Source organism: Jatrophihabitans sp. YIM 134969, from assembly GCF_054456675.1.
In genome coordinates this window covers 1-23,804 of record NZ_JBTJEQ010000052.1, presented here as the reverse complement: position 1 = coordinate 23,804, position 23,804 = coordinate 1, and the positions used below count along the sequence as shown (strand labels likewise).

Below are 23,804 nucleotides of genomic sequence, written 5' to 3'. Positions count from 1 at the left end.
CCGCAGTGCCTGCCGCCTCACCTGTCGAACGGCCGGTGCTCGCGGTCGGGGAGTGCGACCCGACCGTGCGTCACGTCGGTGTCCGCATCGAGGGAGCTGCGTCCGGAACCGACGTCGACGACATCGAGATCGAGGACGCCGAGATCGCCGCGGTCTCCCTCGACGGTGGGCGGGTGACCCGGCTGGTGCTGTCGAACTGCACGCTGCGCTCGGTGTCCCTGGTGGAGGTCGACCTGTCCGACGGCCGGCTCGACCGGGTCGAGGTCACCGGCTCACGGTGGGCCAGTTGCGTCGTGGACGGTGGGACGTGGGAGGGCGTGACGCTGACCGACGTCCGGTCGGTGCGGTTGTCGGCCCGGCAGGCGACGTGGCGCCAGGTGACGTTCCGGGACTGCGACCTCACGGCGCTCGACCTGTCCGGAGCGCGGTTGGACCGGGTGCGGTTCGAAAACTGCACGATGGTCGACACCGAATTCGCCGGTGCGACGGTGAAGAAGGTCGACTTCGTCGAGTGCGACCTGGCCGGTGTGCGCACGATCGGATCGCTGCGTGGTGCAACGGTCGACATGCCGACGTTGACCTCGATGGCCGGTGCCATGGCCGCGACGTTCGGGGTGACGGTCGCGGGGGTCGGTCACTCGCGGTAGGCGGGCGCCCGTGTCGAGGTCGGGCGGTCGGTCGCCTCGAGCAACGGCAGCGTGCGGTACGGGACGACGGTCGACAGCACGACCACGCTGGTGGTCCGCGTGACCACGCCGGACCGGCTGACCTGCAACAGGATCTGCTGCAGGTCGTCGTGCGAGGTCGCGGCGATGCGGGCGAGGACGTCGCCACTGCCGGTCGTGGCGTGGGCCTCCACGATGCCCGGGATGGCGGCCAGGTCGGCCGCGGCGGCGTCGAGGCCGCCCTGGGCGATCTCGATGGTGACGAACGCCTGGACCGGGTAGCCCGCGGCCGGCAGGTCGAGATCCGGTCCGTAGCCGGTCACCACGCCCTCGTCGTCCCAGCGCTGCATGCGGGTGGCCACCGTGGCCCGCGCGACGCCGGTGACCCGGGCCAGTTCCAGGACCCCGGCGCGCGGGTGCTCGCGCAGGGCTCGCAGCAGGGCGACGTCGAGAGTGTCGAGCATGGCAACCAGCCTAGTTGAACCGCACTTCTGCTGTGCCGAATCAGCATCTCGCCCAGCTGCGACGGCACGACTTGCGCAGCAGGGCGGGCCGCCGTTCGATCGGCCCATGACCGGCACCCTGGACCAGGCCCTCACCGACGACGAACGCCTCGCCGAACTGTCCCTGGAGCAGCTGACCACCCTCGTCGGGTTGGTCGAGCACGACGACACCCGCGACCCGTTCCCGGTCACCGGGTGGGACGCCGTGGTGTGGGTGGTCGGCAACGCCACCGCCCTGTCGCGTCACTTCGTCGCGGCCTACGGGATGGACCTGGTGGCCTACGCCGGCCCCGAGACCGGTCAACCCGACCACGTGTCGTACGTCCTGACCTCCGGCGCCTGCCGGTTCGTGCTGCAGGGCGCGGTCAAGCCGGGTTCACCCCTGGCCGACCACCACCGCAAGCACGGCGACGGCATCCTCGACATCGCGCTCGAGGTGCCCGACGTCGACCGTTGCATCGTGCACGCCCGCGCGCAGGGTGCGAGCGTCCTGGTCGAGCCGCACGACGTGTCCGACGAGCACGGAACGGTGCGCACGGCAACGATCGGCGCCTACGGCGACACCCGCCACACGCTGGTCGACCGGTCGCGCTACACCGGGCCGTACCTGCCGGGCTACGTCACCCGGACGTCGTCGTTCGTCCGGCGCGAGGGTGCCCCCCGCCGCGTCTTCCAGGCGCTCGACCACGTCGTCGGCAACGTCGAACTCGGCCACATGGACGAGTGGGTCGGCTTCTACAACCGGGTCATGGGCTTCACCAACATGGCCGAGTTCATCGGCGAGGACATCGCCACCGAGTACTCCGCGCTCATGAGCAAGGTCGTCGCCAACGGCAACCACCGGGTCAAGTTCCCGCTCAACGAGCCCTCGCCCGGCAAGCGCAAGAGCCAGATCGACGAGTACCTCGAGTTCTACGACGGCCCCGGCGCCCAGCACCTCGCGCTCGCCACGAACGACATCGTGCGGACCGTCGACGTCCTCACCGCCGAGGGCGTGGAGTTCCTCTCGACCCCGGACTCCTACTACGAGGACCCGGCCCTGCGAGCCCGTATCGGCGAGGTGCGCGTGCCGATCGAGGAGCTGCAGGCGCGCGGCATCCTGGTCGACCGTGACGAGGACGGCTACCTGCTGCAGATCTTCACCAAGCCGGTCGGCGACCGCCCGACGGTCTTCTTCGAGTTCATCGAGCGCCACGGCAGCCTCGGCTTCGGCAAGGGCAACTTCCAGGCGTTGTTCGAGGCCATCGAGCGCGAGCAGGAGCGCCGCGGCAACGTCTGACCGGCACCGATCCTGCGAGAGGTGGCGTCGCCAGGCCGCCACCTCTCGCAAGATCGCAGCGTTTCAGCCGGCGAGGGCCTCGCGGACGGCGGGTTCGATGACGTCGGCCATGGCGGCGTAGCCGGCGTCGTTGGGGTGGAAGAAGTCCTTCGCGAGCTTGCCGCGCCAGTTGATCGGATGCCGCCGGATGTCGGCCACGACCAGACCGCGTTCGACGCCGCGCGTGGCGAGGATGCGGTCGACGGCACGCGCGGCCTGGTTCGGGTTGGGCAGGTTCGACACCACCGACCGGGGCGGCAGGGCCTCCACCATCCGGGCGAAGGTGTCGGGCAGGTCCGAGCGGTACCGGCGCCACACGACGTCGTTGGAGCCGATCACGACCGTCACCAGTGCGGCCTCGCCGAGGGCGCACGCGGCCGGCAGTTGCCGCTCGACGACGTCCACGACGCGGGCGCCGTAGGCTGACAGGTTGACCATGCGCAGGGCGGGGTCGAGACGGTCGGCGAGCTGGCCCGGCCAGCCGCGGTCGAAGGCGGACGCGCCGATGCCCTGGGCCATCGAGTCGCCGAGCACGATCCACAGCGGCCCGTCGGCCGCCACCGCGGCGGCGTTGTGACGCTGCCACGCGGTGGCGTACGGGTCCACCTCGCCGTGGGTCGCGCGGATGCCCGGGACGACCTTGCCCAGCACCCGCAGGACGTTCCCGCTCGGCCGCACCGGGAGGTTGGAGTACTCCCAGACGACGTCGGTCACCGCATCGAGGGTACGGATCCTTCCGGTGGGGTGCGCTTGAGTTCCTCACGGGCGACCGACCGGCGGTGCACGGCGTCCGGGCCGTCCACGATGCGCAGCACCCGCGCCCAAGCGTAGAAGTAGGCGAGCGGGAAGTCGTTGCTGACCCCGGCTCCGCCGAACACCTCGATGGCCCGGTCGACCACGGCGCACGCCACCTTCGGCGCGGCGACCTTGATGGCCGCGATCTCGGTGCGGGCGCCCTTCGCGCCGTGGCGGTCGATGAGCCAGGCGGTCTTCAGCACGAGCAGACGCGCCTGCTCGATCTCGATGCGGGAGTTGGCGATGAGCTCCCGCACCACGCCCTGGTCGGCGAGCGGCGCACCGAACGCGGTGCGCGCCTGTGCGCGCTCGATCATGAGGGCGAGGGCCCGCTCGGCCATGCCGATGGCGCGCATCGCGTGGTGGATACGGCCGGGCCCGAGGCGCGCCTGGGCGATCATGAAGCCGTCGCCCTCACCCGCGAGGCGGTTGGTCACCGGCACCCGGACGCCGTCGAAGGTGATCTCGGAGTGCCCGTGCTGGTCCTGGTATCCGAAGATCGGCAGGTGACGGGTGATGGTCATGCCCGGCGTGTCACGGGGGACCAGCACCATCGACTGCTGCCGGTGGGAGGCGGCGTCGGGGTCGGTCTTGCCCATGACGATGAAGATCTTGCAGCGTTCGTCGGCAGATCCGGAGATCCACCACTTCCGGCCGTCGATGACGTAGTCGTCACCGTCACGCCGGATGCGGGTCTGGATGTTGGTGGCGTCGGAGCTCGCGACGTCCGGCTCGGTCATGGCGAACGCCGAGCGGATCCGTGCATCGAGCAACGGTTCCAACCACTGCTCCTTCTGCTCGTCGGTGCCGAACAGGTGCAACGTCTCCATGTTGCCGGTGTCGGGCGCCTGGCAGTTGATGGCTTCCGGTGCGATCACCGGTGACCAGCCGGTGATCTCGGCGATGGAGGCGTAGTCGACGTTCGAGAGGCCGGACTCGGCCGGCAGGAACAGGTTCCACAGGTCGCGCTTGCGGGCCTCGGCCATGAGGTCCTCCATCACCGGCGGGTGTACGTGGTCGCCGTGATCCGCACGGTAGGCGTCGTACTCGGCCTCGGCCGGGAACACCCGCTCGGTCATGAAGGCCCACATCCGGTCGGAGTAGTCCTGCGCGGCGGGGGAGAGCTCGAAGTCCACGGCGGTGTGCCTCTCGGTGCGGTGTCGGTCGGTGCGGTGTCGGTGAGGGACCGTCAGTCCATCATGGCGAGGCCGTCGGCGGCGATGGTGCGGACCTCGTCACGCAGGTCGCCGAAGTCCTGCCCGGCCATGGCGCCGTCGCGCACCCGCGCCGCGATGCCCTGCGTGATGACGGCGAACTTGAAGTGCGCGAAGCCGAGGTACCAGTGCAGGTCGTCCACGGGTCGTCCGGCGCGGGTGGCGTACCGCTGCAGGACCTCGGCCCGGGTGGGGAACCCCGGTCGGTCGGTGACGCCCGGGATCAGCGAGCGTTGCGGCTCGCCGGGGTCGCGCCAGTAGAACGCCAGCAGCCCGACGTCGGTGAGCGGGTCGCCGAGGGTCGACATCTCCCAGTCGAGCACCGCCCGCACCGTGCCGTCGTCGCCGACCACGCAGTTGTCCAGCCGCAGGTCGCCGTGCACGACCGCGGCCGGCGGGCTCTCCGGCACCGATGCGGCCAGGACGCCCGCGAGCGCGTCGACGGCCGGGACGTCGTCGTCGCGGCTGGCCGCCCACTGCCGCCGCCACCGTGACACCTGTCGGTCGAGGAAGCCCGTGGGCCGCCCGAAGTCGCCCAGTCCGACCGCCTCCGGGTCGACCGCGTGCAGGTCGGCCAGCAGGTCGGCCAGGCGCAACCCGAGGCGGTGGCGGTCGGCGGGCTCGGTGAGCGCGCCCGGGGGCAGTTCGCCCCGCACCACGTGACCCGCGACCCGCTCCATGACGTAGAACGGCACGCCGAACGCCTCGCCGTCGTCGACCGCGACGATGCGGGGGACGGGCACGGGAGTCGGGGCCAGGGCCCGCTGCACGCGGGCCTCGCGGGCCATGTCGTGGGCGGTGGGCAGCAGGTCCCCGCTCGGGGGCCGACGCAGGACGAGGGTGCCCGCGGGCGAGTCGAGGGCGTAGGTCAGGTTCGACTTGCCGCCGGAGAGCAGCGTCGCCGTGGGGTGGGCCCACCGGGCGTCGCCGGTCGCCGCCACGAGGACGGCGCCGACGGCGCCCGGGGGGACGAGGTGGTCCGCTCCGCTCACGCGGACCCGGTGCGGTCCCGGAGTTCGCGCCGCAGGATCTTGCCCGTCGTCGTCTTGGGGAGCTCGTCGACGAACTCGATGCTGCGCGGGTACTTGTACGCGGCCATCTGCTCCCTGCAGAACTCGATGAGTTCGGCCTCGGTGACGCTCTGGCCGGGTTTCAGCGACACGAACGCCTTCACCGTCTCGCCGCGGTACTCGTCGGGCACCCCCACGACCGCCGCCTCCCGGACGGCCGGGTGGCCGTAGAGGACGTCCTCCACCTCGCGGGGCCACACCTTGTAGCCGGCGGCGTTGATCATGTCCTTCTTGCGGTCGACGAGGTAGAACCAGCCGCTCTCGTCCATGAAGCCGACGTCGCCGGTGCGCAGCTCACCACCCGGCAGCGACGCCTCGGTCGCCTCGGGCTTGTGCCAGTAGCCCGGCACGACCTGCGGACCCGAGGTCGCGATCTCGCCGATCTCCCCGGGCGGTACCTCGGCGCCGTCCTCGCCGAGGATGCGGACCACGGTGTCGAACACCGGGACGCCGACCGACAACGCGCCGGAGTTCGGGTCGACGGGCGCGTCGACGCCGAACGGCACGGCGTGCGACGGCGAGTTCGTCTCGGTCAGGCCGTAGATGTTGTGGATGTACAGCCCGGTCTTGGCGCGGAACTGGTCCGTGACCGCCGGGGCGATGGGCGCGCCGCCCGAGTAGAGCGCGCGGAACGAGGCGAAGTCCTTCTCCTCGGCGCCTTCGACGTTGGTCAGCGCGATGAACACCGTGATGGCGCCGACCGTGAAGGTCGGCCGGTGCTCGCGGATCGTCTCGATCATGACCTCCGGGTGGAACCGGTGGGCGAGCACGAGAGGGCACGGCACGAGCATCGCGACCGCGATGTGGCCGATGAGCCCGGTGATGTGGAACAGCGGCGCCACGCCGAGGACGACGTCGTCCTCGGTCAGCCCGATCCAGTCGCGGTAGGTCTGGGCGTTGAACACCATGTTGCCGTGGGTGTTCATCGCACCCTTGGGCACGCCGGTGGTGCCGGACGTGTACGTGAGCACCGCGATGTCCTCGGCGCCGAGATCCGGTGCCGGCGGCTTCTTGCCGCGGTACTGCTCCACCAACCCGACCAGGTCGAGCGTGCCCTCGTGGCGGACGCGTTCGACCCCGCCGAAGAGCCGGGCGTCGTCGCGGGTCTGGTGGTCGAGCGCCGAGACGGTGACGACCGTGTCGACCTCCACCCCTTCGGCCGACCCGACGACCCCGCGCGCCACGGTGTCCCAGAGGTCGTCGAGGCAGAGCAGGGCGGTCGCACCCGAGTCGGCGAGCAGGTAGGTGAGCTCGCGGGCCTTGTTCATCGGGTTGATCGCCACCGCGCTGCCGCCGGCTTTCCACGCCGCCAGCAACCCGATGACGAACGCCGGGTTGTTCTGGACGTACAGCGCCATCCGGTCGCCCGCGGCGAAGCCGTGGTCGAGCAGACCGAGCGCGAGCGCGTCGGAGGCCTCGTCGAGATCGGTGAAGGTCAGGCGGGAGTCGAAGTAGCGGAGCGCGACCTCGTCGGGGTGGGCTGCGGCCGACGCCTGGAAGACCGCCAACAAGGTCTCGTGTTCCCGGGTGATCGAGGCCGGGCGACCCTCGCTGTAGAGCGTGAGCCAGGGCCTGTCGGTGTAGACGCTCACGGCTGCGCCTACTTGATGGCGAGCGGGTTGACCGGCGAACCCGAGGCCTGGTGCACCTTGAGCGGCGCGGCCGCGTACAGGAACGTGTACCGGCCGTCGGCCGCGCAGCTCTCGGCCAGCTTCTCGAGGTCGCAGATCTCGGTCAGGGTGACGCCGAGGTTGCGCATGAGTGCACAGTGCAACGGAAGTGCCGTTCCGCTGACCGGGTCGACGGTGACCTCGTTGGCGATGGTGTCGGTCACCAGGTTCGGGATCTCCATGTCGGCGAACCACTGCACCAGCTCGGGGGAGTACGTCAGTCCCGGCTCGCAGAACCCCTCGTAGAACGCCTGGCCCTGCTCGAAGAACAAGCGCAGGAAGTTGGTCCGGATGACGAGGACGTCGTGCGGCTCGATCTCGGTGCCCTGCGCCTTCGCGCACGCCACGAGGTCCTCGTGGGTGAACGTCTCGGCCTTGTCGAGGTTGTCCTTGCCACGGAACCGGGCCATGTCGAGCAGGATGCCGCGGCCGACGACCCCGCGCTGCGCGATCGGCTCGACACTCGCCTGGTCGAGGCCGCCCACCGTGCCGCGGGCGTCGTAGCCGTTCCAGATCTTGCCGCCGTACCAGACGTGACCGAGGGCGTCGTACTGCGTGGAGCCCTGCAGGAAGGCGTCGATCTTGTCGTCGGCGTAGTGCAGGCCACCTGGGAAGGACGGCGCGTCGGCACCGTCCCAGCTGGCCTCGTCGAGGATCTGGGTGCGGACGGCCGGGGTGCGGCCGGGCCACACCGGATCGCCCTTCGGGTCACCGATCAACCGTTGCAGGGTGAACACCTCGCCGGTGCGGACGTGCTGCACCCCGCGCAGCACCTCCTCCGCGGTGAGGAAGTTGAGGGCGCCGACCTCGTCGGCGTCACCCCAGCGGCCCCAGTTCGTGGGGCTCTTCTCCAGCAGTTCGTCCATCGTGGGCACGTCGGCCATGGTCACCAACCTCGTCGTCGGAGCGGCGGCGCGCACCGATCAGGTGATCGGTGGCGAACCTCGGTGAGGCCGACCGAACACCCATGAGGTGCGGGAGGTCAAGGGGTCACAGGTGATCCACGTTCGGGAATCCTGAACAGCTCGATAGGGTGCGAGCGTGACGGTGACGCCGGACCTGCCCGACGGGGCGGTGGCGGTCCGGCGGGCCCGACTCGCCGCCGGGCTCTCCCTGCGGGCGCTCGCCGGCCGGCTCGCCGTCAGCCCCGCCACCCTCTCCGCGATCGAGAACGGTCACACCCGGCTGTCGGTGGAGCGTCTGCACCAGGTCGCGGCGGCCGTCGGTGCCAGCGCGTCCGACCTGTTGGTGCTGCCCGCCCCGCGGTTCGGTGCGGTCTCGGCCGGCCGGGGCGCGCCCGGCGGGCCGGACCCCGAGCAGCTGGCCGGGGTGGGGGAGTGGCGCCGGTTCGCTCCACTGCCGCTCGGGCCCGTGGTGGCCGCGGCCGTCGAGGCGTTCGTCGAGACCGGCTACCAGGGCTCCACGGTGCGCGACATCGCGGCCCGGGCGGGGATGAGCGTCGCCGGGCTCTACCACCACCACCGCAGCAAGCAGGAACTGCTCACCACGATCTTCGAGGTGACCATGGCCGACCTGCGGTGGCGGGTCGACGCCGCGCGCGACGGTTCCGACGCATCGGTCGCGCGGGTGGCGGCCGTCGTCGAGGCCCTGGCGCTGTACCACGTGTACCGCCGCGACCTGGCCTTCATCGGCGCCAGCGAGATGCGCAGTCTGGAACCGCGGGCCCGTCGGCGGATCGCCGGGCTGCGCTCGGCGGTGCAGCACGTCCTCGACACCGAGGTGGGCGCCGCCCTCGCGGCGTCCCCGGCCGGCGCCGACCCGCACGCGGCCCACCTCGGTGCCCGGGCGGTCGCGACGATGTGCACGTCGCTGCCGCAGTGGTTCCGGGTGGGCGGGCCGACCACGCCCGAGGAGCTGGCGCTCGACTACGCCGCGTTCGCGCTCGCCCTGCTCGGGCTCACCCCGAGTGCGCGGGGTACGAACCCTTGACCACGAAGTACGAACCGCGGATGGTGCCGGCGAGCTTGGACTTCTGGCGCGCGAACTTGAAACCGCCCAGTTCCTCTGGCACCTCCATGCCGTCCGACAGCTTGAAGCCGACCGCGCGCTTGCTACCGGGTTCGAGGCCGTAGAGGACGTTGACGATCAGTCCGGACTCGTAGACCACGTGGGTCCAGCGGGTGCCCTCGACCTCGAAGTCCGAGGTCTCGAGCGGGGTCGAGGCGATGACGATGTCGCGCTCGGCGAGCACCTCCTCGACGTAGGCGAGCACCCGCTTCGACGTCGCGGCCGGGGTGACCGTGAACTCGTGGTCGTACTTGTTCTTGAAGTACCGGGCCTCGTTGGCCCGCAGGCCCGCGAGGGCGTCCGCGACGGGCGAGGACTCCAGCCCCTCGGTGGACACGGTGGTGAAGTCGACGACGGTGGACATGCGGGGCCTCCCGGGGTGAGCGTTCAGGGTCTCGTACGCCTCCCTGACGACGACCAGCGCCATGATGTGACAGCCGAGCGGAGGAACCGCGACGACGCGCTCGGGCGGTCGGTCAGACTGCCCCGGTGTCGTCGACCGTGAACCACACCCTCCGACCCCGCCCGTGCCCGTGACCGGCGTCCGTGTGATCGAGGGCGACCCGACGCTGCCGCCCGGCCACGCCCGCGTCCACGCCTCGGAGGAGGCGCGCGAGATCGCCGAGCGGGGCACGATCCTGCGTGTCCGGGTGGGGTCGGGGGTGCACGGGACGTCGGTGTCCGGTCAGGACGGCCGGGACGAGATGGGGATCTGCCTCGAGCCGCCCCGCTTGGTCACCGGCGTCGCGGAGGTGCCGGCCGGCACGGAGGCGGACGGCCGCACCGTGCCGTTCGAGCAGTACGAGCGGCACACGGTCTGGGACGAACCCGGCGGCCTCGCCGACCGGTCCGGGGCGGGCGACCTCGACGTGATCGTCCACTCGGCGCGCACGTGGTGCCGGCTCGCCCTCGGCGGCAACCCCGCCGTGCTGCTGCCGTTGTTCGTCCCCGACGACGAGGTCGTGATCCGCACCGCGGCCGGGGCGGAGTTGGTCGCGAACGCCGACCGGTTCGTCTCCCGCCACGTGGGGGAGCGTCTCCTCGGCCACCTGAACTCGCAGCGGGCGGCCATGACGGGCGAGACCGGTGCCCACACCACCCGTCCGCAACCGGTCGAGGTCCACGGCTACGACACCGGGTACGCGATGCGCGCGCTGCGTCTGGGGGTCCAGGGCGTCGAACTGCTCGGCACCGGCCGGATCACGTTGCCGATCCCCGAACCGTGGTCGACCTACCTGGGAGCCGTGCACCGGGGCGAGGTCGAGCTGGACGAGGTGGTGGCCGCGATCGACGAGGTCGCGGGCGAGTTGGTCCGGCTCACGGTGGCGCCCGGGGTGCCGGACCGTCCGGACGCCGACTGGGTCGACGCCTGGTTGCACCGGGCCCACCTGGAGTTCTGGGCAGCCGGCTGACCCGGCCGTCCAGGGGGTGGTGTGGTGCACCTCTCGGGGGAAGTGGAGTCGCCGCCTCCACATAGGGGTACGGTGATCGTGGAAGCGGAGACGCCTCCTCCACAACGTACCTGCCACCTCTCCTGGAGCCACCATGACCGACGTCCTCCCCGCGACGTCCGCGGCCTCCGCGAACGTCCACCACGACCGGCGGTGGTGGATCCTCGCGGTCCTCGGCCTGTCGCAGTTGATGGTCGTCCTCGACGCCACCATCGTGAACATCGCGCTGCCCACCGCCCAGACCGACCTGGCGTTCGACAACGCCGCGCGGCAGTGGATCGTCACCGCGTACGCCCTCGCCTTCGGCAGCCTGCTGCTCATCGGCGGCCGCATCGCCGACTTCATCGGGCGCAAGTCGACGATGATCATCGGCCTCGTCGGGTTCGCGGTGGCCTCGGCCGTCGGCGGCGCGGCCGTCAACTTCGGCATGCTGGTCGCGGCGCGGGCCGTGCAGGGCGCGTTCGGCGCGCTGCTCGCCCCCGCGATCCTCGCCCTGCTCACCACGACGTTCACCGAACCCAAGGAACGCGGCAAGGCGTTCGGCATCTTCGGCGCCATCGCCGGTGCCGGCGCCTCGATCGGCCTGCTGCTCGGCGGCATCCTCACCGAGTACGCCAACTGGCGCTGGACGCTCTACGTCAACCTCGTCATCGCCGTGGTCGCGATCATCGGCGCGATCATCCTGCTGCCGAACCCGTCCCGCTCGGAGGACCGGCAGGGCAACGACGTCCTCGGCACGGCCACCGTCACGCTCGGACTGTTCGCCCTCGTCTACGGGTTCTCCAACGCCGAGCAGCACGACTGGACCTCGCCGTTGACCGTCGTGTGCCTGATCGCCGCGGGCGTCCTGCTCATCGCGTTCGTCCTCATCGAGCAGCGGGTCGCGCACCCGATCCTGCCGTTGCGGGTCGTCACCGACCGCAACCGTGGCGGCGCCCTGCTGATCATGTTCATGTCGGGCATCGGCATGTTCGCCGTGTTCTTGTTCCTGACGTACTACATGCAGGGCAACCTCGGCTACAGCCCGGTGAAGTCCGGCGTCGCGTTCCTGCCGCTCACCGGCGCGTTGATCGTCACGGCGTCGGTCGGCAGCACGATCCTGGTGCAGCGGTTCTCGGCCCGCATCCTCATCCCGGTCGGCATGGTGCTCGCCGCGGTCGGTCTGGCGTTCATGACCCGCATCGACGTGCAGGGCGACTACACCGGCAGCATCCTGCCCGCGACCATCATCATGGGCGTCGGGCTCGGGTTGGTCTTCGCGCCCGGGTTCAACCTGGCCGTGCTGGGCGTCGAGCCCGAGGACGCCGGTGTCGCGTCAGCGGCGGTCAACGCCATGCAGCAGATCGGTGGAGCGGTCGGCACGGCGTTGTTCAACACCATCGCCGCGAGCGTGCTCGCCTCGTACATCACCAGCAACGGCGGTCACACCCCGCCGCAGTCGCCGCAGGACGGTCTCATCGCCGCGGCCGGCGCGGTGCACAGCTACCAGATCGCGTTCTGGATCGCGGCGGCGATCTTCGCGGGTGGAGCCGTCATCGCGGCCCTGCTGCTGCGGTCGGGCATCGCCCAGCCGGACGAGAACTCCGCCGTGGTGGCAGTCTGACCTGTCGATGACCACGACGAGCCGCACCGACGCGGACGCCAGCGCAGTGGACGAGGCCCCGCCTCGTCCACTGCGCAAGGACGCCGCCCGCAACCGGGACGCCCTCATCGCGGCCGGGCGGGCGGTGTTCGCCGAACGCGGTCTCGACGCGAGCCTCGACGACGTCGCCCACCGCGCCGGGGTGGGCGTCGGTACCGCCTACCGCAACTTCGCCAACAAGTACGAACTCGCTCGCGCGATCTTCGACCAGCGCATCGACGAGATGGTGGCGGTCGCCGAGCGGGCCGCCGACACCGAACCGGCGTGGGACGGCATCGTGGCGATGCTCGAGTCGTCGGCGCAGATGCAGTCGGCCGACCGCGGCCTGCGCGAGATCCTCTACGGAACCCACGACGCCGACATGTTCGACAGCATCGCCGACCGGCTCGGGCCACCGACCGAGCGGTTGACCGCGCGGGCCCGGGCCGAGGGGAGCGTGCGCCCCGACGTCGAGATGACCGACCTCTGGATGGTCCTCACGATGCTCATGACCGTCGCCGACCTCACCGCCGACGCCGCGCCGGACCTGTGGCGGCGCTACCAGGCGGCGCTGCTCGACGGTCTGCGGCCGGGATCGACGACCCCCGAGGTCACCGCGATCAGCAGCGACGCCATGCGGGCGGTCATGCGCTCGCACAAGCAGCACCTCGTGCACCCCGACCGGGCGGGTCGCCCTTCCTGCTGAGGGTCAGCCGGAGCGGCGCGAGTCCTGCACCGCCGGGAAGGTGGCGAGCATGCCGTCGATCCCGGCGAGGAACGTGTCGATCACCGAGCGCGGGTCGCTCAGGCACCCCTCGGCCATCGCGCCGTCACGGAGCATCACGAAGTGCGCGGTGGCCTGGGGCGCCCGGTCGGTGACCTGCGCGAACGCGTCGTGGACGGCATCCCGGAACCACGCGCGGTGGGTGAGGATCGCCTGGTGGATCGGGTCGTCCGGGTCCGGGTACTCGGCGGCGGCGTTGAGGAAGGCGCACCCCCGGAAGCCGGGTGTGCCGATCTGACCGGCCACGACGGAGGCGATGCCGCGCACGGCCGATCCGGGGGCGGAGTCCTCGGCCACCGCGGCCGCGACGGCGGCCCGGATCGCGAGGTCCGCGGTGCGCAGGTACTCGACGATGAGGTCGTCCTTGCTGGGGAAGTGCCGGTAGAACGTCGCGCGGGTGACCTGCGCGGTCGAGATGATCTCCTCGGTCCCGACCGCGTGGACGCCCTTGGCGTAGAACAGGCCGCTCGCCGTGGCGAGCAGCCGGTCCCGCGCCTCGGACGGACGTGCTGACACGGCCGGCGGGGTCATGGGGCGAGCGTAAACGGCGCTGCCACGCCCGACCGTCGAACGCTTCACTAGCGTTGCATCCTGCACCGATCCGGCTCGAGCGACGTCGTGGTGCCGGGCCGCGGGTCGGAGGGTCCTCACCGCGCCGCGGTCGTCGTGCCGCGGGCGTCGCGTCGGAGCAGGAGGGCCGACACGACGAAGAAGATCCCGCCGAGCGCCGCGTATCCCGCCAGCAGGTGCAGCGAGGTGGCGTCACCCGCCGCCCGGACGAAGCCCGCGCCCGCGAGCACCGAGATGGCGCCGCTCAGCATCATCGGCAGTTGGCCGCCGGCCGCGCGCCGGCGGACGCCGACCACCAGCTGCACGAGCCCGGAGACCACCGCCCACGCCCCGAAGACCCGGAGCACTGCGGAGACGTCGCCGGCCGCCGCGATCGCGATGCCGATCGCGGCGAGGGTGCTGACACCGATGTTCGCCCACAACACGGCATCACCCGTGATGCGCAGGTCGACGACGGCCGCGAGCACGTCGACGACGGGGTAGACGACCACGGCGGTGATCGCGGCGGCGGTGAGGGATCCGCCGACGGCGGCCACGGTCGCGGCCCACAGGGCGGCGAACACGAACCGGGCGACGTACAGCCGCCAGAGGGCGGACGTCCGGTCCGGGTGGATGGTGGCGGCGGTGGTGGCGTGCCGCTCACCCGAGAGATCGGCGGTCATGGGGTCTCCTCGTGATGGACAGACTGATCGGTCTTGTTCAGACCGAAGCGTGCCACCTCGGAGTCGCGCGTGTCAAGACTGATCAGTCTGTCTTGCTGTTCGGCGGGGATCCGGAGAGCCACCCGTGCTGGGCGGCACGCCGACGCGCGGTGGCCAGCACCCGTGCGACGGCGGGGGACGGGTCGGTCGCCGACCACACCAGGGCGAACCGGGCCACGACCGTCGGCGCCACGACCTCGCGGTCGGTGATGCCGGCGCCGGTCCGGGCCGCGTGGCGGACGAACGACGCGGGGGCGAGCCCCACCTCACGTCCGCTGGCGAGCCGCGACAGCATCGCGCTCACCGGCGGGTTGTCGAAGTCGCGCAGCCGTGGGGAGATCCCGGCCCGGGCCAAGGCGGTGGTGATGTCGTCGTGGTACGCGGGGGCGAGTCGTCGCGGGAACAGCAGCAGGGTCTCGTCGCGGAGGTCCGCCACGTGGATCTCGGCCGCACCCGCGAGCCGGTGGCGGGTGCTGAGGATCGCCGACACCGGCTCGGCCCGCACCGGCTCGGCCACCACCCCGGGTGGGAGGGGCGGGGAGAGTGCCAGACCGAGGTCCAGGTCGCCCGCGTGGAGCCGTTCGGGGATCTCCGCGCTGTAGTGCTCGCGGGCGTCGACGGTGAGCTCGGGGTGCTCCTCCTCGACCGCCTCGAGCAGGTCGGTGAGGGTCCCGAAACCCGCGACCGGCGTGTACCCCAGCCGGACGGTGGTCCGGCCCGACCCGGCGACACGCGTGAGGTCGGCGGCCCGCTCCAGCGCGGCCAACGCGGCCGGGGCCTCCTCGGCCAGCACCCGGCCCGCCGCGGTGAGCTGGACGCGGCGGCTCGTACGGAGGAACAACGGCGTGCCGAGGGCCTGCTCGAGCTTGCGGATCTGATGGCTCAGCGACGGCTGCGAGAGGTAGAGGCGCGCGGCGGCCCGGCCGAAGTGGAGCTCTTCGGCGACCGCCAGGAAGTAGCGCAGTGCACGCGGGCTGAGATCGATCGATCCAGGCTATCGCTCGGCGCACACACAAGTCTTGGACGCCGGTCGCACCGGCCTCGCACACTTCGACGCAGCGTCCGGCGCTCAGCCCGGCGCACGGCAGCGACGAGGGGAAGACAGTGCAGATCACGGTCATCGGACCTGGTGTCATCGGCGGCGGGTTGGCGGCGAAGTGGGAGCGGGCGGGGCACACCGTCCAGCGGCTCGGTCGGGGCGGCGGTGACGCGGCCGGGTCGGACGTCGTCCTGGTCGCGGTCCCGGGTGACGCCGTCGAGGCGGCGGTGTCCTCGGTGTCGGGACTCGCGGGGACGACCGTGCTCGACGCGACGAACCGGTACGGCGGCGTGACGCCGCCGGCGGGGTTCGCCTCGAACGCCGAGTACGTGAAGTCCGTGACCGGCGGACCGACCGCCAAGGTGTTCAACACCAACATCGGCGCCCTGTACGACCGGGTGGACCAGGCGCGGGTCCGGCCCAGCAACCTGTGGTCCGGTGACGACGACGCCCGGGAGGTCGTCGAGCAACTCAGCCGCGACGCCGGGTACGAGGCCGTCCGGCTCGGTGACCTCGGCGCGGCCGCGATGCAGGAGGACCTCGCCCACGGCGTGATCGCGATCGCCGAGGCCGGGCTGGGGCCGTTCGTCTACCGGTTGACCTCGCCCGAGGACCTCTAGGCGCCGGGCGTGACGTTCGACGCGGCTCTGGCCGCACGGGTCCGGGAGCGACTGCGCGGTCACGACGGAGTCACCGAGATCTCAATGTTCGGCGGTCCGGCGTTCCTCGCCGACGGGCACCTGACCGTCGCGGTGCACGCGGACGACCTCGTGGTCCGGGTCGGCCCCGACGCGCCACCCGACGTGACCGTGCGGCACGGTGCCCGGCCGTTCGCGCTCACCGGTCGTCCGGTGCCGGGCTGGGTGCTCGTGGCCGCCGGTCACCTCGACGACGACGAGCTCGACTGGTGGTTGGACCGGGCCGAAGCGGTCACCGCCACGCTCCGGCGCGACGCACCCCGGTGATGGCCTCGGCGGCGGGCCTGGGGTGATGTCGACCCGTGTGTTCGGACTGGTGCCCCCGGCAGGATTCGAACCTGCGCCACCGCCTCCGGAGGGCGGTGCTCTATCCCCTGAGCTACGGGGGCCGACGGCTGACGAACGTCAGCCGGACCGACCGCAGAGCCTAGCCGACCGATGCGAACGCCCCGGCTGCCGGTGTCGGCGGCCGGGGCGTCGGCGGGTGTGACGCTCGATCAGGGCGTGGCGTTGGCGTCCCGGAGCTTGCGACACAGGGCGGCGAGTTGCGCGGCGCCGTCGACCCCCAGCACCGACTCCACGTGGCGGCGCAGGTCCGCGACGTGGCTCGGGAAGATCTTCGCCGCGGCGGCGCGGCCGGCGTCGGTGAGGACCGCGTAGATGACGCGTCGGTCCTGCGCCGAGTGCTGGCGGTAGAGCAGGCCCTCCTGCTCCATCCGGTCGGCGAGCTTGGTGAAGCCGCCGCTGGTCAACGACACCTCGGTGGCGAGCTTGGTCATCGGCAGGCGCTGGCTGGGTTCGCGGGCGAGGCGCACCAGCACGTCGAAGAACGGCGCGCTGACACCGGCACGCTCGAGACCCTCGGACAGCCGCTGGCTCGTGAACGAGGTCGCCTCCAGCACCAGCCCCCAGGCCGTGATGAGCTCCTGGCCCTCGGTGTTCATCGTGGAGCTGAGTGGCGCGCTCGGCATCGGCGGCGCGGTCGGCGCGGCGGGCCGGTGGGCCGGTGGCGCGCCGACCGTGGTCGTGCTCGGGCGGGCGAGTGGTGCGTTCATGGCCATGACATGTCCCCTCTGCTGGCCTTGTCCGGTCTGCGAACTGTGTCCCCGTAGCGCACTGCGAGGGTGTCACGTCCAACGACAGAGTGCGTGGAACGTTGCCCTAGTGCGAGGAAACCTAACAGCAGTTTCACGGCGAGCAACCGCTGTGACCGAATCTTCACCATCTCCAGAGTCCGAGATGGTGGACATTGCGGTGCTCACCTCTCGCACAGCCCCAGAAGACGGTGCTGCCACGGTGTTCCACCGGGAGGTCTCTCGATGATCCAGTCATCTCCGATGGAGAGGTTGCGGTCCACGCCGGCCCCCGGAAGCGCGTCGCGGCCGTCGATAAGCTCAGGGGTATGACGCCTGCACAGCTCGCCGATGCCGTGACCGAGGTGGCCGTGGCCGCCGCGGAGGCGGGCGAGCTGGGCCGACTCGGGGCGACCGACGTACCCGCGGCGACCGTCGAGCGCCCGCGGAACCGTGACCACGGGGACTACGCCACCAACCTCGCCATGCGGTTGGCCAAGCCCGCGGGCCTGCCGCCGCGGGCGGTCGCCGACCTCCTCGCCGTCCGGCTGGGGAAGGTCGAGGGCGTCGACCGGGTCGACGTGGCGGGCCCGGGTTTCCTCAACCTCACCCTGGCCGACGACGTCCTCGGCGAGGCCGCGCGGGTGGCGGTCGTCGCGGGCGCCGACTACGGCACCAACGGCGCGCTCACCGGCGCCCGGCTGAACCTGGAGTTCGTGTCGGCCAACCCCACCGGCCCGGTGCACCTCGGCGCCACCCGGTGGGCCGCGGTCGGCGACGCCCTCGGCCGCCTGCTCACGGCGTCCGGTGCCGTCGTCACCCGTGAGTACTACTTCAACGACGCCGGTTCGCAGATCGACCGCTTCGGCGACTCCCTGCTCGAGGTCGCCCACGGCCGGCCCGTGCCGGAGAACGGCTATGGCGGCGCGTACATCGCCGACATCGCCGCGGCCGTCGTCGCACGCCACCCCGGGCTCCTCGAGCGGCCCGAGGCCGAGCAGCTGGCGGTCTTCAAGGCCGACGGCGTCGAGCTGATGTTCGTCGAGATCCGGGAGTCGCTCGAGGAGTTCGGCGTCCACTTCGACGTCTACTTCAACGAACGTGACCTGCACACCGCAGGCGACCTCGACGCCGCGCTCGCCCTGCTGCGCGAGGGCGGGCACGTCTTCGAGGCCGACGGCGCGGTGTGGCTGCGCACGACCACCTTCGGCGACAGCAAGGACCGGCCGCTGGTCACCAGCGACGGCCGGTGGACCTACTTCGCCGCCGACGCCGCGTACTACCGCAACAAGCGGGCGCGGGGCTTCGACCGGGTCGTGATCATGCTGGGCGCGGACCACCACGGCTACATCGGCCGGTACCGCGCCCTGGTCGCGGCCCTCGGCGACGACCCGGACCGCAACCTCGAGATCCTCATCGGTCAGATGGTCAACCTCGTCCGCGACGGCACACCGGTGCGCATGAGCAAGCGGGCCGGGACGCTCGTGCTCATGACCGACATGGTCGAGGCCATCGGCGTCGACGCCGCGCGGTACGCGCTCGCCCGCTACGACACCGACCAGCCGATCGACATCGACCTCGACCTGTGGTCGTCCCGGCGCAACGACAACCCCGTCTACTACGTCCAGTACGCGCACGCCCGGCTCTCCAAGCTCCAGCGCGACGCCGCGGCTGCGGGCATCCCGGTCGTCACCCCCGACACCGCGGCCGACGTCGACGTCTCGCTGCTGGTCGAGCCCCGGGAGACCGCCCTGCTCGCGGCCATCGCGGAGTTCCCGCAGCGGGTCGCCGGCGCCGCCGAACTGCGGGCGCCGCACCGGATCGCGCGCTACCTCGAGGAGGTGGCGGGGCTCTACCACCGGTTCTACGACGGCCCCCGCATCCTCCCGCGCGACACCGACGAGCCGACCCCTGCCGAGCAGGAGCTCACCCGGGCCCGGCTGCTCCTGGGCGAGGCCACCCGGGTCGTGCTCGCCGCGGGGTTGGCCCTGCTCGGGGTGACCGCACCGGAGCGCATGTAAGGCCTGCGACCATGAGACCGTGTGGCGGCACCGCCACGCCCCACGGGTCCGGACCTCCACCCGGCGGGCCCGTCCCGCTCGACCGCCCCGCACCGCAGAGAGGCTGACCAGCACCGTGAGCAGATCCGCGCACCCGGCCGGGCCGCGCCACGCCGACGTGCTCGCCCCGGACCACCTCGGACTGCCCCCGACGGACCTCAACGCGCTGGCGCCGCACGTCTGGCCCGCGACCGCGCGGCGCCTCGACGGCGAGCTGACCCTCGGCGGCATCGGGGTCCGTGACCTCGTCGCCCGCTACGGCACGCCCCTCTACGTCTTCGACGAGCTCGACGTCCGCCGCCGCGCGCGCGACTGGGCCACGGCCTTCCACGACGGCGAGGTGTTCTACGCGTCGAAGGCGTTCCTCTGCATCGGTCTCGCCCAGTGGGTCGCGGAGGAGGGTCTCGGGCTCGACGTCTGCACCGGCGGTGAACTCACCGTCGCGCTGGCCGCGGGTGTCGACCCGCAGTACATCGTGTTCCACGGCAACAACAAGAGCGAGGGCGAACTGGCCCAGGCCGTCGGCAGCGGTGTCGCCACCGTGGTCGTCGACTCCTTCGCCGAGATCGAGCGGCTGTGCCGCGTGGCCAAGGCCGCGAAGGTCGTCCAGCGGGTGCTCGTCCGCGTCACGGTCGGCGTCGAGGCCCACACGCACGAGTACATCGCCACCGCGCACGAGGACCAGAAGTTCGGCTTCTCGCTGGCGTCCGGGGCGGCGCTCGAGGCGGTCGAGGAGGTCGTCGGACGCAAGGAGTTGTCGTTCGGCGGCCTGCACAGCCACATCGGTTCGCAGATCTTCGACACCGCGGGCTTCGAGGTCGCCGCGGCGCGCCTCGTCGACCTGGTGGCCACCATCCGCGACCGCCAGAGCATCGTGGTCGAGGAACTCGACCTGGGCGGCGGCCTCGGCATCGCCTACCTCGGTTCGGACCACCCGATGCCGGTGCGCGACTTCGCGACCCGGCTCGGTGAGATCGTCACCGCCCAGTGCGCCCGCCGCGAGGTCGTGCGGCCGAAGCTCTCGGTCGAACCCGGGCGCGCGGTGGTCGGCAACGCCGGGGTCACGCTCTACCGCGTCGGCACGGTCAAGGACGTCGACCTCGGCGGCGGTGAGTACCGCCGCTACGTCTCGGTCGACGGCGGCATGAGCGACAACATCCGCACCGCGCTCTACGACGCCCAGTTCACGGCCGCGCTCGCGAGCCGCGACTCCTCGGCGCCGCCGGTGCTGTCACGGGTGGTCGGCCGGCACTGCGAGAGCGGCGACATCATCGTGCGCGACGTCTACCTGCCCAGCGACCTCTCGCGCGGGGACCTGCTGGCGGTGGCCGCGACCGGCGCGTACTGCCGCAGCATGTCCAGCAACTACAACTACACCGGCCGGCCCGCGGTCGTCGGGGTCCGCGACGGACGGGGCACGCTGCTCATCCGCCGCGAGACCGAGGACGACCTGCTGCGCCTCGACACCCAGTGGTCGAGCAGCAGTGAGTGACGCGCTCGGCGTCGCCGTCCTGGGGTACGGCGTCGTGGGCAGTGCGGTGGTCCGCCTGCTCACCGAGAACGCCGACGACTTCGCCGCCCGTGTCGGCCGCCCGCTCGAACTGCGGGGGATCGCCGTCCGCCGGTCCGGCGCCGCGCGCGACCTGCCGCCGGGCGTTCCGGCCGATCTCGTCACCCACGACCCCGACGCCCTCATCGCGCGCGACGACGTCGACATCGTCGTCGAGGTCGTCGGCGGGATCGAGCCGGCCCGGTCGTGGCACCTCGCGGCGTTGACCGGCGGCAAGAGTGTCGTCAGTGCCAACAAGGCGTTGCTGGCCGACCACGGCGATGCGTTGCACGCTGCAGCGGTCGAGCACGGCGTCGACCTCTACTACGAGGCCGCTGTCGCCGGGGCCATCCCGTTGTTGCGACCGCTGCGTGAGTCGCTCGCGGGCGACCACGTCCACCGCGTGCTCGGGATCGTCAACGGCACCACCAACTTCATCCTCTCGCGGATGCACAGCAGCGGCGCGGGCTTCGACGAGGCGCTGGCCGAGGCGACCGCCCTCGGGTACGCCGAGGCCGATCCCACCGCTGACGTCGAGGGATTCGACGCCGCGGCCAAGGCAGCGATCCTCGCCCGACTGGCCTTCCACGTGCCGGTGACCAGCGCCGACGTCTACCGCGAGGGCATCACCGAGCTGACCGCCGCCGACATCGCCTCGGCCCGGGCGGTCGGCAGCGTCGTCAAGTTGCTCGCGATCGCCGAACGCGACGCCGGCGGGGCGGTCGCCGTCCGGGTGCACCCGGCGATGCTGCCGGCGGCTCACCCGTTGGCCTCGGTCGGCGACGCCTACAACGCCGTGTTCGTCGAGGCGGAAGCCGCGGGATCGTTGATGTTCTACGGCCGCGGGGCCGGGGGAGACCCGACCGCGAGCGCCGTCCTCGGCGACGTCGTGGCCGTGGCGCGCAACCGGGTGGCGGGGACGACACGCACGACCGTCGAGGCCCCGGCTCTGGTGCAGGATGCAACGGTCCTGCGGCCGATGGGCGAGGTGATGACCCGTTACCACGTGGCCCTCGACGTCGCCGACCGTCCGGGTGTCCTCGCCACCGTGTCGACGGCCTTCGCCGACAACGGCGTGAGCATCTCGACCGTGCGCCAGGAGGGCCGTGGCGAGGAGGCCACGTTGGTCCTGGTCACGCACGCCGCCCCCGAGGAAGCGCTCGCCCGCACGGTCGAGCAGATGGGACGACTGGACATGGTCAACCGCGTCGTCGGGGTCCTCCGGGTGGAGGGGTCGTGAGCACGCCGTCCACGGTCCGTCCCGGGTGGCCGGGTCTCATCGAGGCCTACCGCCACCGCCTGCCCGTCACCGACTCCACCCCGGTGGTCACCCTGCACGAGGGCGGGACGCCGCTGGTGCACGCCCCGTCGCTGTCCGAACGCACCGGCTGCGAGGTGTACCTCAAGGTCGAGGGCGCCAACCCGACCGGCTCGTTCAAGGACCGCGGCATGACGGTCGCGATCTCCAAGGCCGTCGAGGCCGGGGCCAAGGCCGTCGTGTGCGCCTCGACCGGCAACACGTCCGCCTCGGCTGCCGCGTACGCCGTCCGCGCCGGGATCACCTGCGCCGTGCTCGTGCCGCAGGGCAAGATCGCGCTCGGCAAGCTCGCCCAGGCGCTGGCCCACGGCGCGCAACTGCTGCAGGTCGACGGCAACTTCGACGACTGCCTGGAACTGGCGCAGAAACTGGCGGTCGACTACCCGGTCACGCTCGTCAACTCGGTCAACAACGACCGCATCGAGGGGCAGAAGACCGGCGCGTTCGAGGTGTGCGACGTCCTCGGCCGCGCCCCCGACGTCCACTGCATCCCCGTCGGCAACGCCGGCAACATCACCGCCTACTGGCGCGGCTACCGCGAGTACGCCGCGGACGCCGTCACCGACTCCACCCCGCGCATGTTCGGGTTCCAGGCGGCCGGCGCCGCGCCGATCGTGCTGGGCGAGCCGGTGCTGCGCCCGGTCACGATCGCCACGGCGATCCGCATCGGGAACCCGGCCTCGTGGGCGTACGCCGAGGCCGCGCGCGACGAGAGTGGCGGGCTCATCGACGCCGTGACCGACCGCGCGATCCTCGAGGCCTACCGGATGCTCGCCCGCGGCGTCGGCGTGTTCGTCGAACCCGCCTCGGCCGCCTCGGTCGCCGGACTGTTGAAGACGTCGGCGGACGGACGGTTGCCCCGCGGGTCGACGGTGGTCTGCACCGTGACGGGGCACGGCCTCAAGGACCCGGAGTGGGCGATCTCCGGTGCGCCCGCGCCGCGCACGGTGCCGGTCGACGCCGCCGCCGCCGCGAGCGCCCTCGGCCTCGGGTGAGCGCCGCCCTCCAGGTCGGGCGCCGCGCCCGCGTCCGGGTGCCCGCGACCAGCGCCAACCTCGGCCCGGCCTTCGACGCCGCGGGTCTCGCGCTCGACCTGCAGGACGAGGTCGAGCTCACCGTCGTCGACACCGGCCGGGCCGGCATCGAGGTCATCGGCGAGGGGGCGGGGTCCGTCGCCCTCGACGAGTCGCACCTGGTGCGCCGCACGGCCGAGGAGACGTTCCGGCGCCTGGGCGTCGAGCCGCCCGCTCTGGCCCTGCACTGCACCAACAGGATCCCGCACGCCCGGGGCCTCGGGTCGTCGGCGGCGGCGATCGTCGCCGGGGTGCTGGGGGCGCGGGAGCTCGTGCCGGGCGGGGTCGACGCCCTGCCGCTGTCGGCGGTCCTCGACCTGGTCGCCGAACTCGAGGGTCACCCCGACAACGTCGCCGCCGCGCTGCTGGGCGGGTTCACCCTCGCCTGGAGCGGCGGCCCGGCGGTTCTCGGTGGGACCGCGGGGGAGGGGGCCCTGCTCGTCTCGGGACACCGCACCTCGGTGCTGCGGCTCACCCCCGCGGCGGTGGTCCGGCCGGTCGTGCTCGTGCCGCCGTCGCCGAGTTCGACCTCCGCGGCCCGGGGCCGGCTGCCCGACACCGTCGCGCACGCGGACGCGGCCGTCGCCGCCGGCCGTGGCGCGCT

The 23,804-nt window shown here is 72.1% G+C and carries 24 protein-coding genes and 1 tRNA gene; 13 read left to right on the top strand and 12 right to left on the bottom strand.

The window, feature by feature from the left end:
- Positions 1-5: 5 nt before the first annotated feature.
- A complete protein-coding gene (locus tag ACXR2U_RS20475; RefSeq protein WP_458826935.1) occupies positions 6-647 on the top strand; it encodes a pentapeptide repeat-containing protein in 642 nt (213 codons plus the stop codon).
- Here the strand turns inward: ACXR2U_RS20475 and ACXR2U_RS20470 are convergent.
- Positions 635-1,129 (bottom strand): Lrp/AsnC family transcriptional regulator, encoded by a 495-nt coding sequence (locus tag ACXR2U_RS20470; protein WP_458826934.1) that lies wholly within the window; start codon positions 1,127-1,129, stop codon positions 635-637. The two genes, ACXR2U_RS20475 and ACXR2U_RS20470, sit on opposite strands and share 13 nt — an antisense overlap.
- A gap of 106 nt (positions 1,130-1,235) precedes the next feature.
- On the opposite strand from ACXR2U_RS20470, the gene hppD reads away from it, so the two are divergent.
- A complete protein-coding gene (gene hppD, locus ACXR2U_RS20465) occupies positions 1,236-2,447 on the top strand; it encodes a 4-hydroxyphenylpyruvate dioxygenase (protein WP_458826933.1) in 1,212 nt (403 codons plus the stop codon).
- Positions 2,448-2,510: 63 nt separating this feature from the next.
- On the opposite strand, the gene ACXR2U_RS20460 is transcribed toward hppD, so the two are convergent.
- The 5 genes from ACXR2U_RS20460 to ACXR2U_RS20440 are packed head-to-tail and all read right to left on the bottom strand — an operon-like array spanning position 2,511 to position 8,119.
- Positions 2,511-3,200 carry an SGNH/GDSL hydrolase family protein gene (locus ACXR2U_RS20460; protein WP_458826932.1) on the bottom strand — a complete coding sequence of 230 codons (690 nt, stop codon included), beginning with the start codon at positions 3,198-3,200 and terminating at the stop codon, positions 2,511-2,513.
- Positions 3,197-4,417 carry an acyl-CoA dehydrogenase family protein gene (locus ACXR2U_RS20455; RefSeq protein ID WP_458826931.1) on the bottom strand — a complete coding sequence of 407 codons (1,221 nt, stop codon included), beginning with the start codon at positions 4,415-4,417 and terminating at the stop codon, positions 3,197-3,199. Before ACXR2U_RS20455 ends, ACXR2U_RS20460 begins: the two co-directional genes overlap by 4 nt.
- A 53-nt stretch (positions 4,418-4,470) precedes the next feature.
- Positions 4,471-5,487 (bottom strand): phosphotransferase family protein, encoded by a 1,017-nt coding sequence (locus tag ACXR2U_RS20450; protein WP_458826930.1) that lies wholly within the window; start codon positions 5,485-5,487, stop codon positions 4,471-4,473.
- Entirely contained in the window at positions 5,484-7,157 is a 1,674-nt protein-coding gene (locus ACXR2U_RS20445) for a class I adenylate-forming enzyme family protein (RefSeq protein ID WP_458826929.1), read from the bottom strand. The genes ACXR2U_RS20450 and ACXR2U_RS20445 overlap by 4 nt, the downstream gene beginning before the upstream one ends.
- A gap of 8 nt (positions 7,158-7,165) precedes the next feature.
- A complete protein-coding gene (locus ACXR2U_RS20440) occupies positions 7,166-8,119 on the bottom strand; it encodes a cyclase family protein (RefSeq protein WP_458826928.1) in 954 nt (317 codons plus the stop codon).
- A gap of 157 nt (positions 8,120-8,276) precedes the next feature.
- Here ACXR2U_RS20440 and ACXR2U_RS20435 point away from each other — a divergent pair, with 157 nt between their 5' ends.
- Entirely contained in the window at positions 8,277-9,185 is a 909-nt protein-coding gene (locus ACXR2U_RS20435) for a TetR family transcriptional regulator (protein ID WP_458826927.1), read from the top strand.
- Here the strand turns inward: ACXR2U_RS20435 and ACXR2U_RS20430 are convergent.
- Complete coding sequence (locus ACXR2U_RS20430; protein WP_458826926.1) at positions 9,154-9,627, bottom strand: phage tail protein; 474 nt, start codon at positions 9,625-9,627, stop codon at positions 9,154-9,156. The two genes, ACXR2U_RS20435 and ACXR2U_RS20430, sit on opposite strands and share 32 nt — an antisense overlap.
- A gap of 169 nt (positions 9,628-9,796) precedes the next feature.
- Here ACXR2U_RS20430 and ACXR2U_RS20425 point away from each other — a divergent pair, with 169 nt between their 5' ends.
- The 3 genes from ACXR2U_RS20425 to ACXR2U_RS20415 all read left to right on the top strand — a co-directional run bounded on the left by ACXR2U_RS20425 (position 9,797) and on the right by ACXR2U_RS20415 (position 13,041).
- The gene (locus ACXR2U_RS20425; protein ID WP_458826925.1) at positions 9,797-10,675 is read left to right on the top strand and encodes a DNA polymerase beta superfamily protein; all 879 of its coding nucleotides are present in this window, start codon (positions 9,797-9,799) and stop codon (positions 10,673-10,675) included.
- Positions 10,676-10,808: 133 nt separating this feature from the next.
- Positions 10,809-12,317, top strand: coding sequence for an MFS transporter (locus ACXR2U_RS20420; protein ID WP_458826924.1), 1,509 nt, complete (start codon positions 10,809-10,811; stop codon positions 12,315-12,317).
- 7 nt (positions 12,318-12,324) lie between these two features.
- Positions 12,325-13,041 (top strand): TetR/AcrR family transcriptional regulator, encoded by a 717-nt coding sequence (locus tag ACXR2U_RS20415; protein ID WP_458826923.1) that lies wholly within the window; start codon positions 12,325-12,327, stop codon positions 13,039-13,041.
- A 3-nt stretch (positions 13,042-13,044) separates the two neighbouring features.
- Here ACXR2U_RS20415 and ACXR2U_RS20410 read toward each other — a convergent pair whose 3' ends face one another.
- From ACXR2U_RS20410 to ACXR2U_RS20400, 3 genes are all read right to left on the bottom strand, one after another.
- Entirely contained in the window at positions 13,045-13,650 is a 606-nt protein-coding gene (locus tag ACXR2U_RS20410; protein WP_458826922.1) for a TetR/AcrR family transcriptional regulator, read from the bottom strand.
- 116 nt (positions 13,651-13,766) lie between these two features.
- Positions 13,767-14,351 carry a hypothetical protein gene (locus tag ACXR2U_RS20405; protein ID WP_458826921.1) on the bottom strand — a complete coding sequence of 195 codons (585 nt, stop codon included), beginning with the start codon at positions 14,349-14,351 and terminating at the stop codon, positions 13,767-13,769.
- 82 nt (positions 14,352-14,433) lie between these two features.
- Positions 14,434-15,354, bottom strand: a complete 921-nt coding sequence (locus ACXR2U_RS20400; protein WP_458826944.1) for a LysR family transcriptional regulator — start codon at positions 15,352-15,354, stop codon at positions 14,434-14,436.
- 140 nt (positions 15,355-15,494) lie between these two features.
- Between ACXR2U_RS20400 and ACXR2U_RS20395 the strand changes: the two genes are divergently transcribed.
- Together ACXR2U_RS20395 and ACXR2U_RS20390 are read left to right on the top strand one after the other, a co-directional pair.
- Complete coding sequence (locus ACXR2U_RS20395; protein ID WP_458826920.1) at positions 15,495-16,049, top strand: NAD(P)-binding domain-containing protein; 555 nt, start codon at positions 15,495-15,497, stop codon at positions 16,047-16,049.
- Between the two features lie 9 nt (positions 16,050-16,058).
- Positions 16,059-16,394 (top strand): TfoX/Sxy family protein, encoded by a 336-nt coding sequence (locus tag ACXR2U_RS20390; protein ID WP_458826919.1) that lies wholly within the window; start codon positions 16,059-16,061, stop codon positions 16,392-16,394.
- A 47-nt stretch (positions 16,395-16,441) separates the two neighbouring features.
- On the opposite strand, the gene ACXR2U_RS20385 is transcribed toward ACXR2U_RS20390, so the two are convergent.
- Positions 16,442-16,516: transfer RNA gene (locus ACXR2U_RS20385), tRNA-Arg, on the bottom strand.
- Between the two features lie 108 nt (positions 16,517-16,624).
- A complete protein-coding gene (locus ACXR2U_RS20380) occupies positions 16,625-17,188 on the bottom strand; it encodes a MarR family winged helix-turn-helix transcriptional regulator (protein WP_458826918.1) in 564 nt (187 codons plus the stop codon).
- Between the two features lie 341 nt (positions 17,189-17,529).
- On the opposite strand from ACXR2U_RS20380, the gene argS reads away from it, so the two are divergent.
- The 5 genes from argS to ACXR2U_RS20355 all read left to right on the top strand — a co-directional run.
- The gene (gene argS / locus ACXR2U_RS20375; RefSeq protein WP_458826917.1) at positions 17,530-19,221 is read left to right on the top strand and encodes an arginine--tRNA ligase; all 1,692 of its coding nucleotides are present in this window, start codon (positions 17,530-17,532) and stop codon (positions 19,219-19,221) included.
- Positions 19,222-19,336: 115 nt separating this feature from the next.
- Positions 19,337-20,752 (top strand): diaminopimelate decarboxylase, encoded by a 1,416-nt coding sequence (lysA, locus tag ACXR2U_RS20370; RefSeq protein WP_458826916.1) that lies wholly within the window; start codon positions 19,337-19,339, stop codon positions 20,750-20,752.
- A complete protein-coding gene (locus ACXR2U_RS20365; protein WP_458826915.1) occupies positions 20,745-22,049 on the top strand; it encodes a homoserine dehydrogenase in 1,305 nt (434 codons plus the stop codon). The genes lysA and ACXR2U_RS20365 overlap by 8 nt, the downstream gene beginning before the upstream one ends.
- Positions 22,046-23,122, top strand: coding sequence for a threonine synthase (thrC, locus tag ACXR2U_RS20360; RefSeq protein WP_458826914.1), 1,077 nt, complete (start codon positions 22,046-22,048; stop codon positions 23,120-23,122). Before ACXR2U_RS20365 ends, thrC begins: the two co-directional genes overlap by 4 nt.
- Positions 23,119-23,804, top strand: a 686-nt coding sequence (locus ACXR2U_RS20355; protein WP_458826913.1) for a homoserine kinase, incomplete at its 3' end; no start/stop codon positions are given. The genes thrC and ACXR2U_RS20355, both read left to right, overlap by 4 nt.

Coding starts and splice junctions, on each gene's coding strand:
- ACXR2U_RS20470 (WP_458826934.1), bottom strand. CDS start 1,129: ATGCTCGACACTCTCGACGTCGCCCTGCTGCGAGCCCTGCGCGAGCAC.
- hppD (WP_458826933.1), top strand. CDS start 1,236: ATGACCGGCACCCTGGACCAGGCCCTCACCGACGACGAACGCCTCGCC.
- ACXR2U_RS20440 (WP_458826928.1), bottom strand. CDS start 8,119: ATGGCCGACGTGCCCACGATGGACGAACTGCTGGAGAAGAGCCCCACG.
- ACXR2U_RS20430 (WP_458826926.1), bottom strand. CDS start 9,627: ATGTCCACCGTCGTCGACTTCACCACCGTGTCCACCGAGGGGCTGGAG.
- ACXR2U_RS20420 (WP_458826924.1), top strand. CDS start 10,809: ATGACCGACGTCCTCCCCGCGACGTCCGCGGCCTCCGCGAACGTCCAC.
- ACXR2U_RS20415 (WP_458826923.1), top strand. CDS start 12,325: ATGACCACGACGAGCCGCACCGACGCGGACGCCAGCGCAGTGGACGAG.
- ACXR2U_RS20410 (WP_458826922.1), bottom strand. CDS start 13,650: ATGACCCCGCCGGCCGTGTCAGCACGTCCGTCCGAGGCGCGGGACCGG.
- ACXR2U_RS20405 (WP_458826921.1), bottom strand. CDS start 14,351: ATGACCGCCGATCTCTCGGGTGAGCGGCACGCCACCACCGCCGCCACC.
- ACXR2U_RS20380 (WP_458826918.1), bottom strand. CDS start 17,188: ATGGCCATGAACGCACCACTCGCCCGCCCGAGCACGACCACGGTCGGC.
- argS (WP_458826917.1), top strand. CDS start 17,530: ATGACGCCTGCACAGCTCGCCGATGCCGTGACCGAGGTGGCCGTGGCC.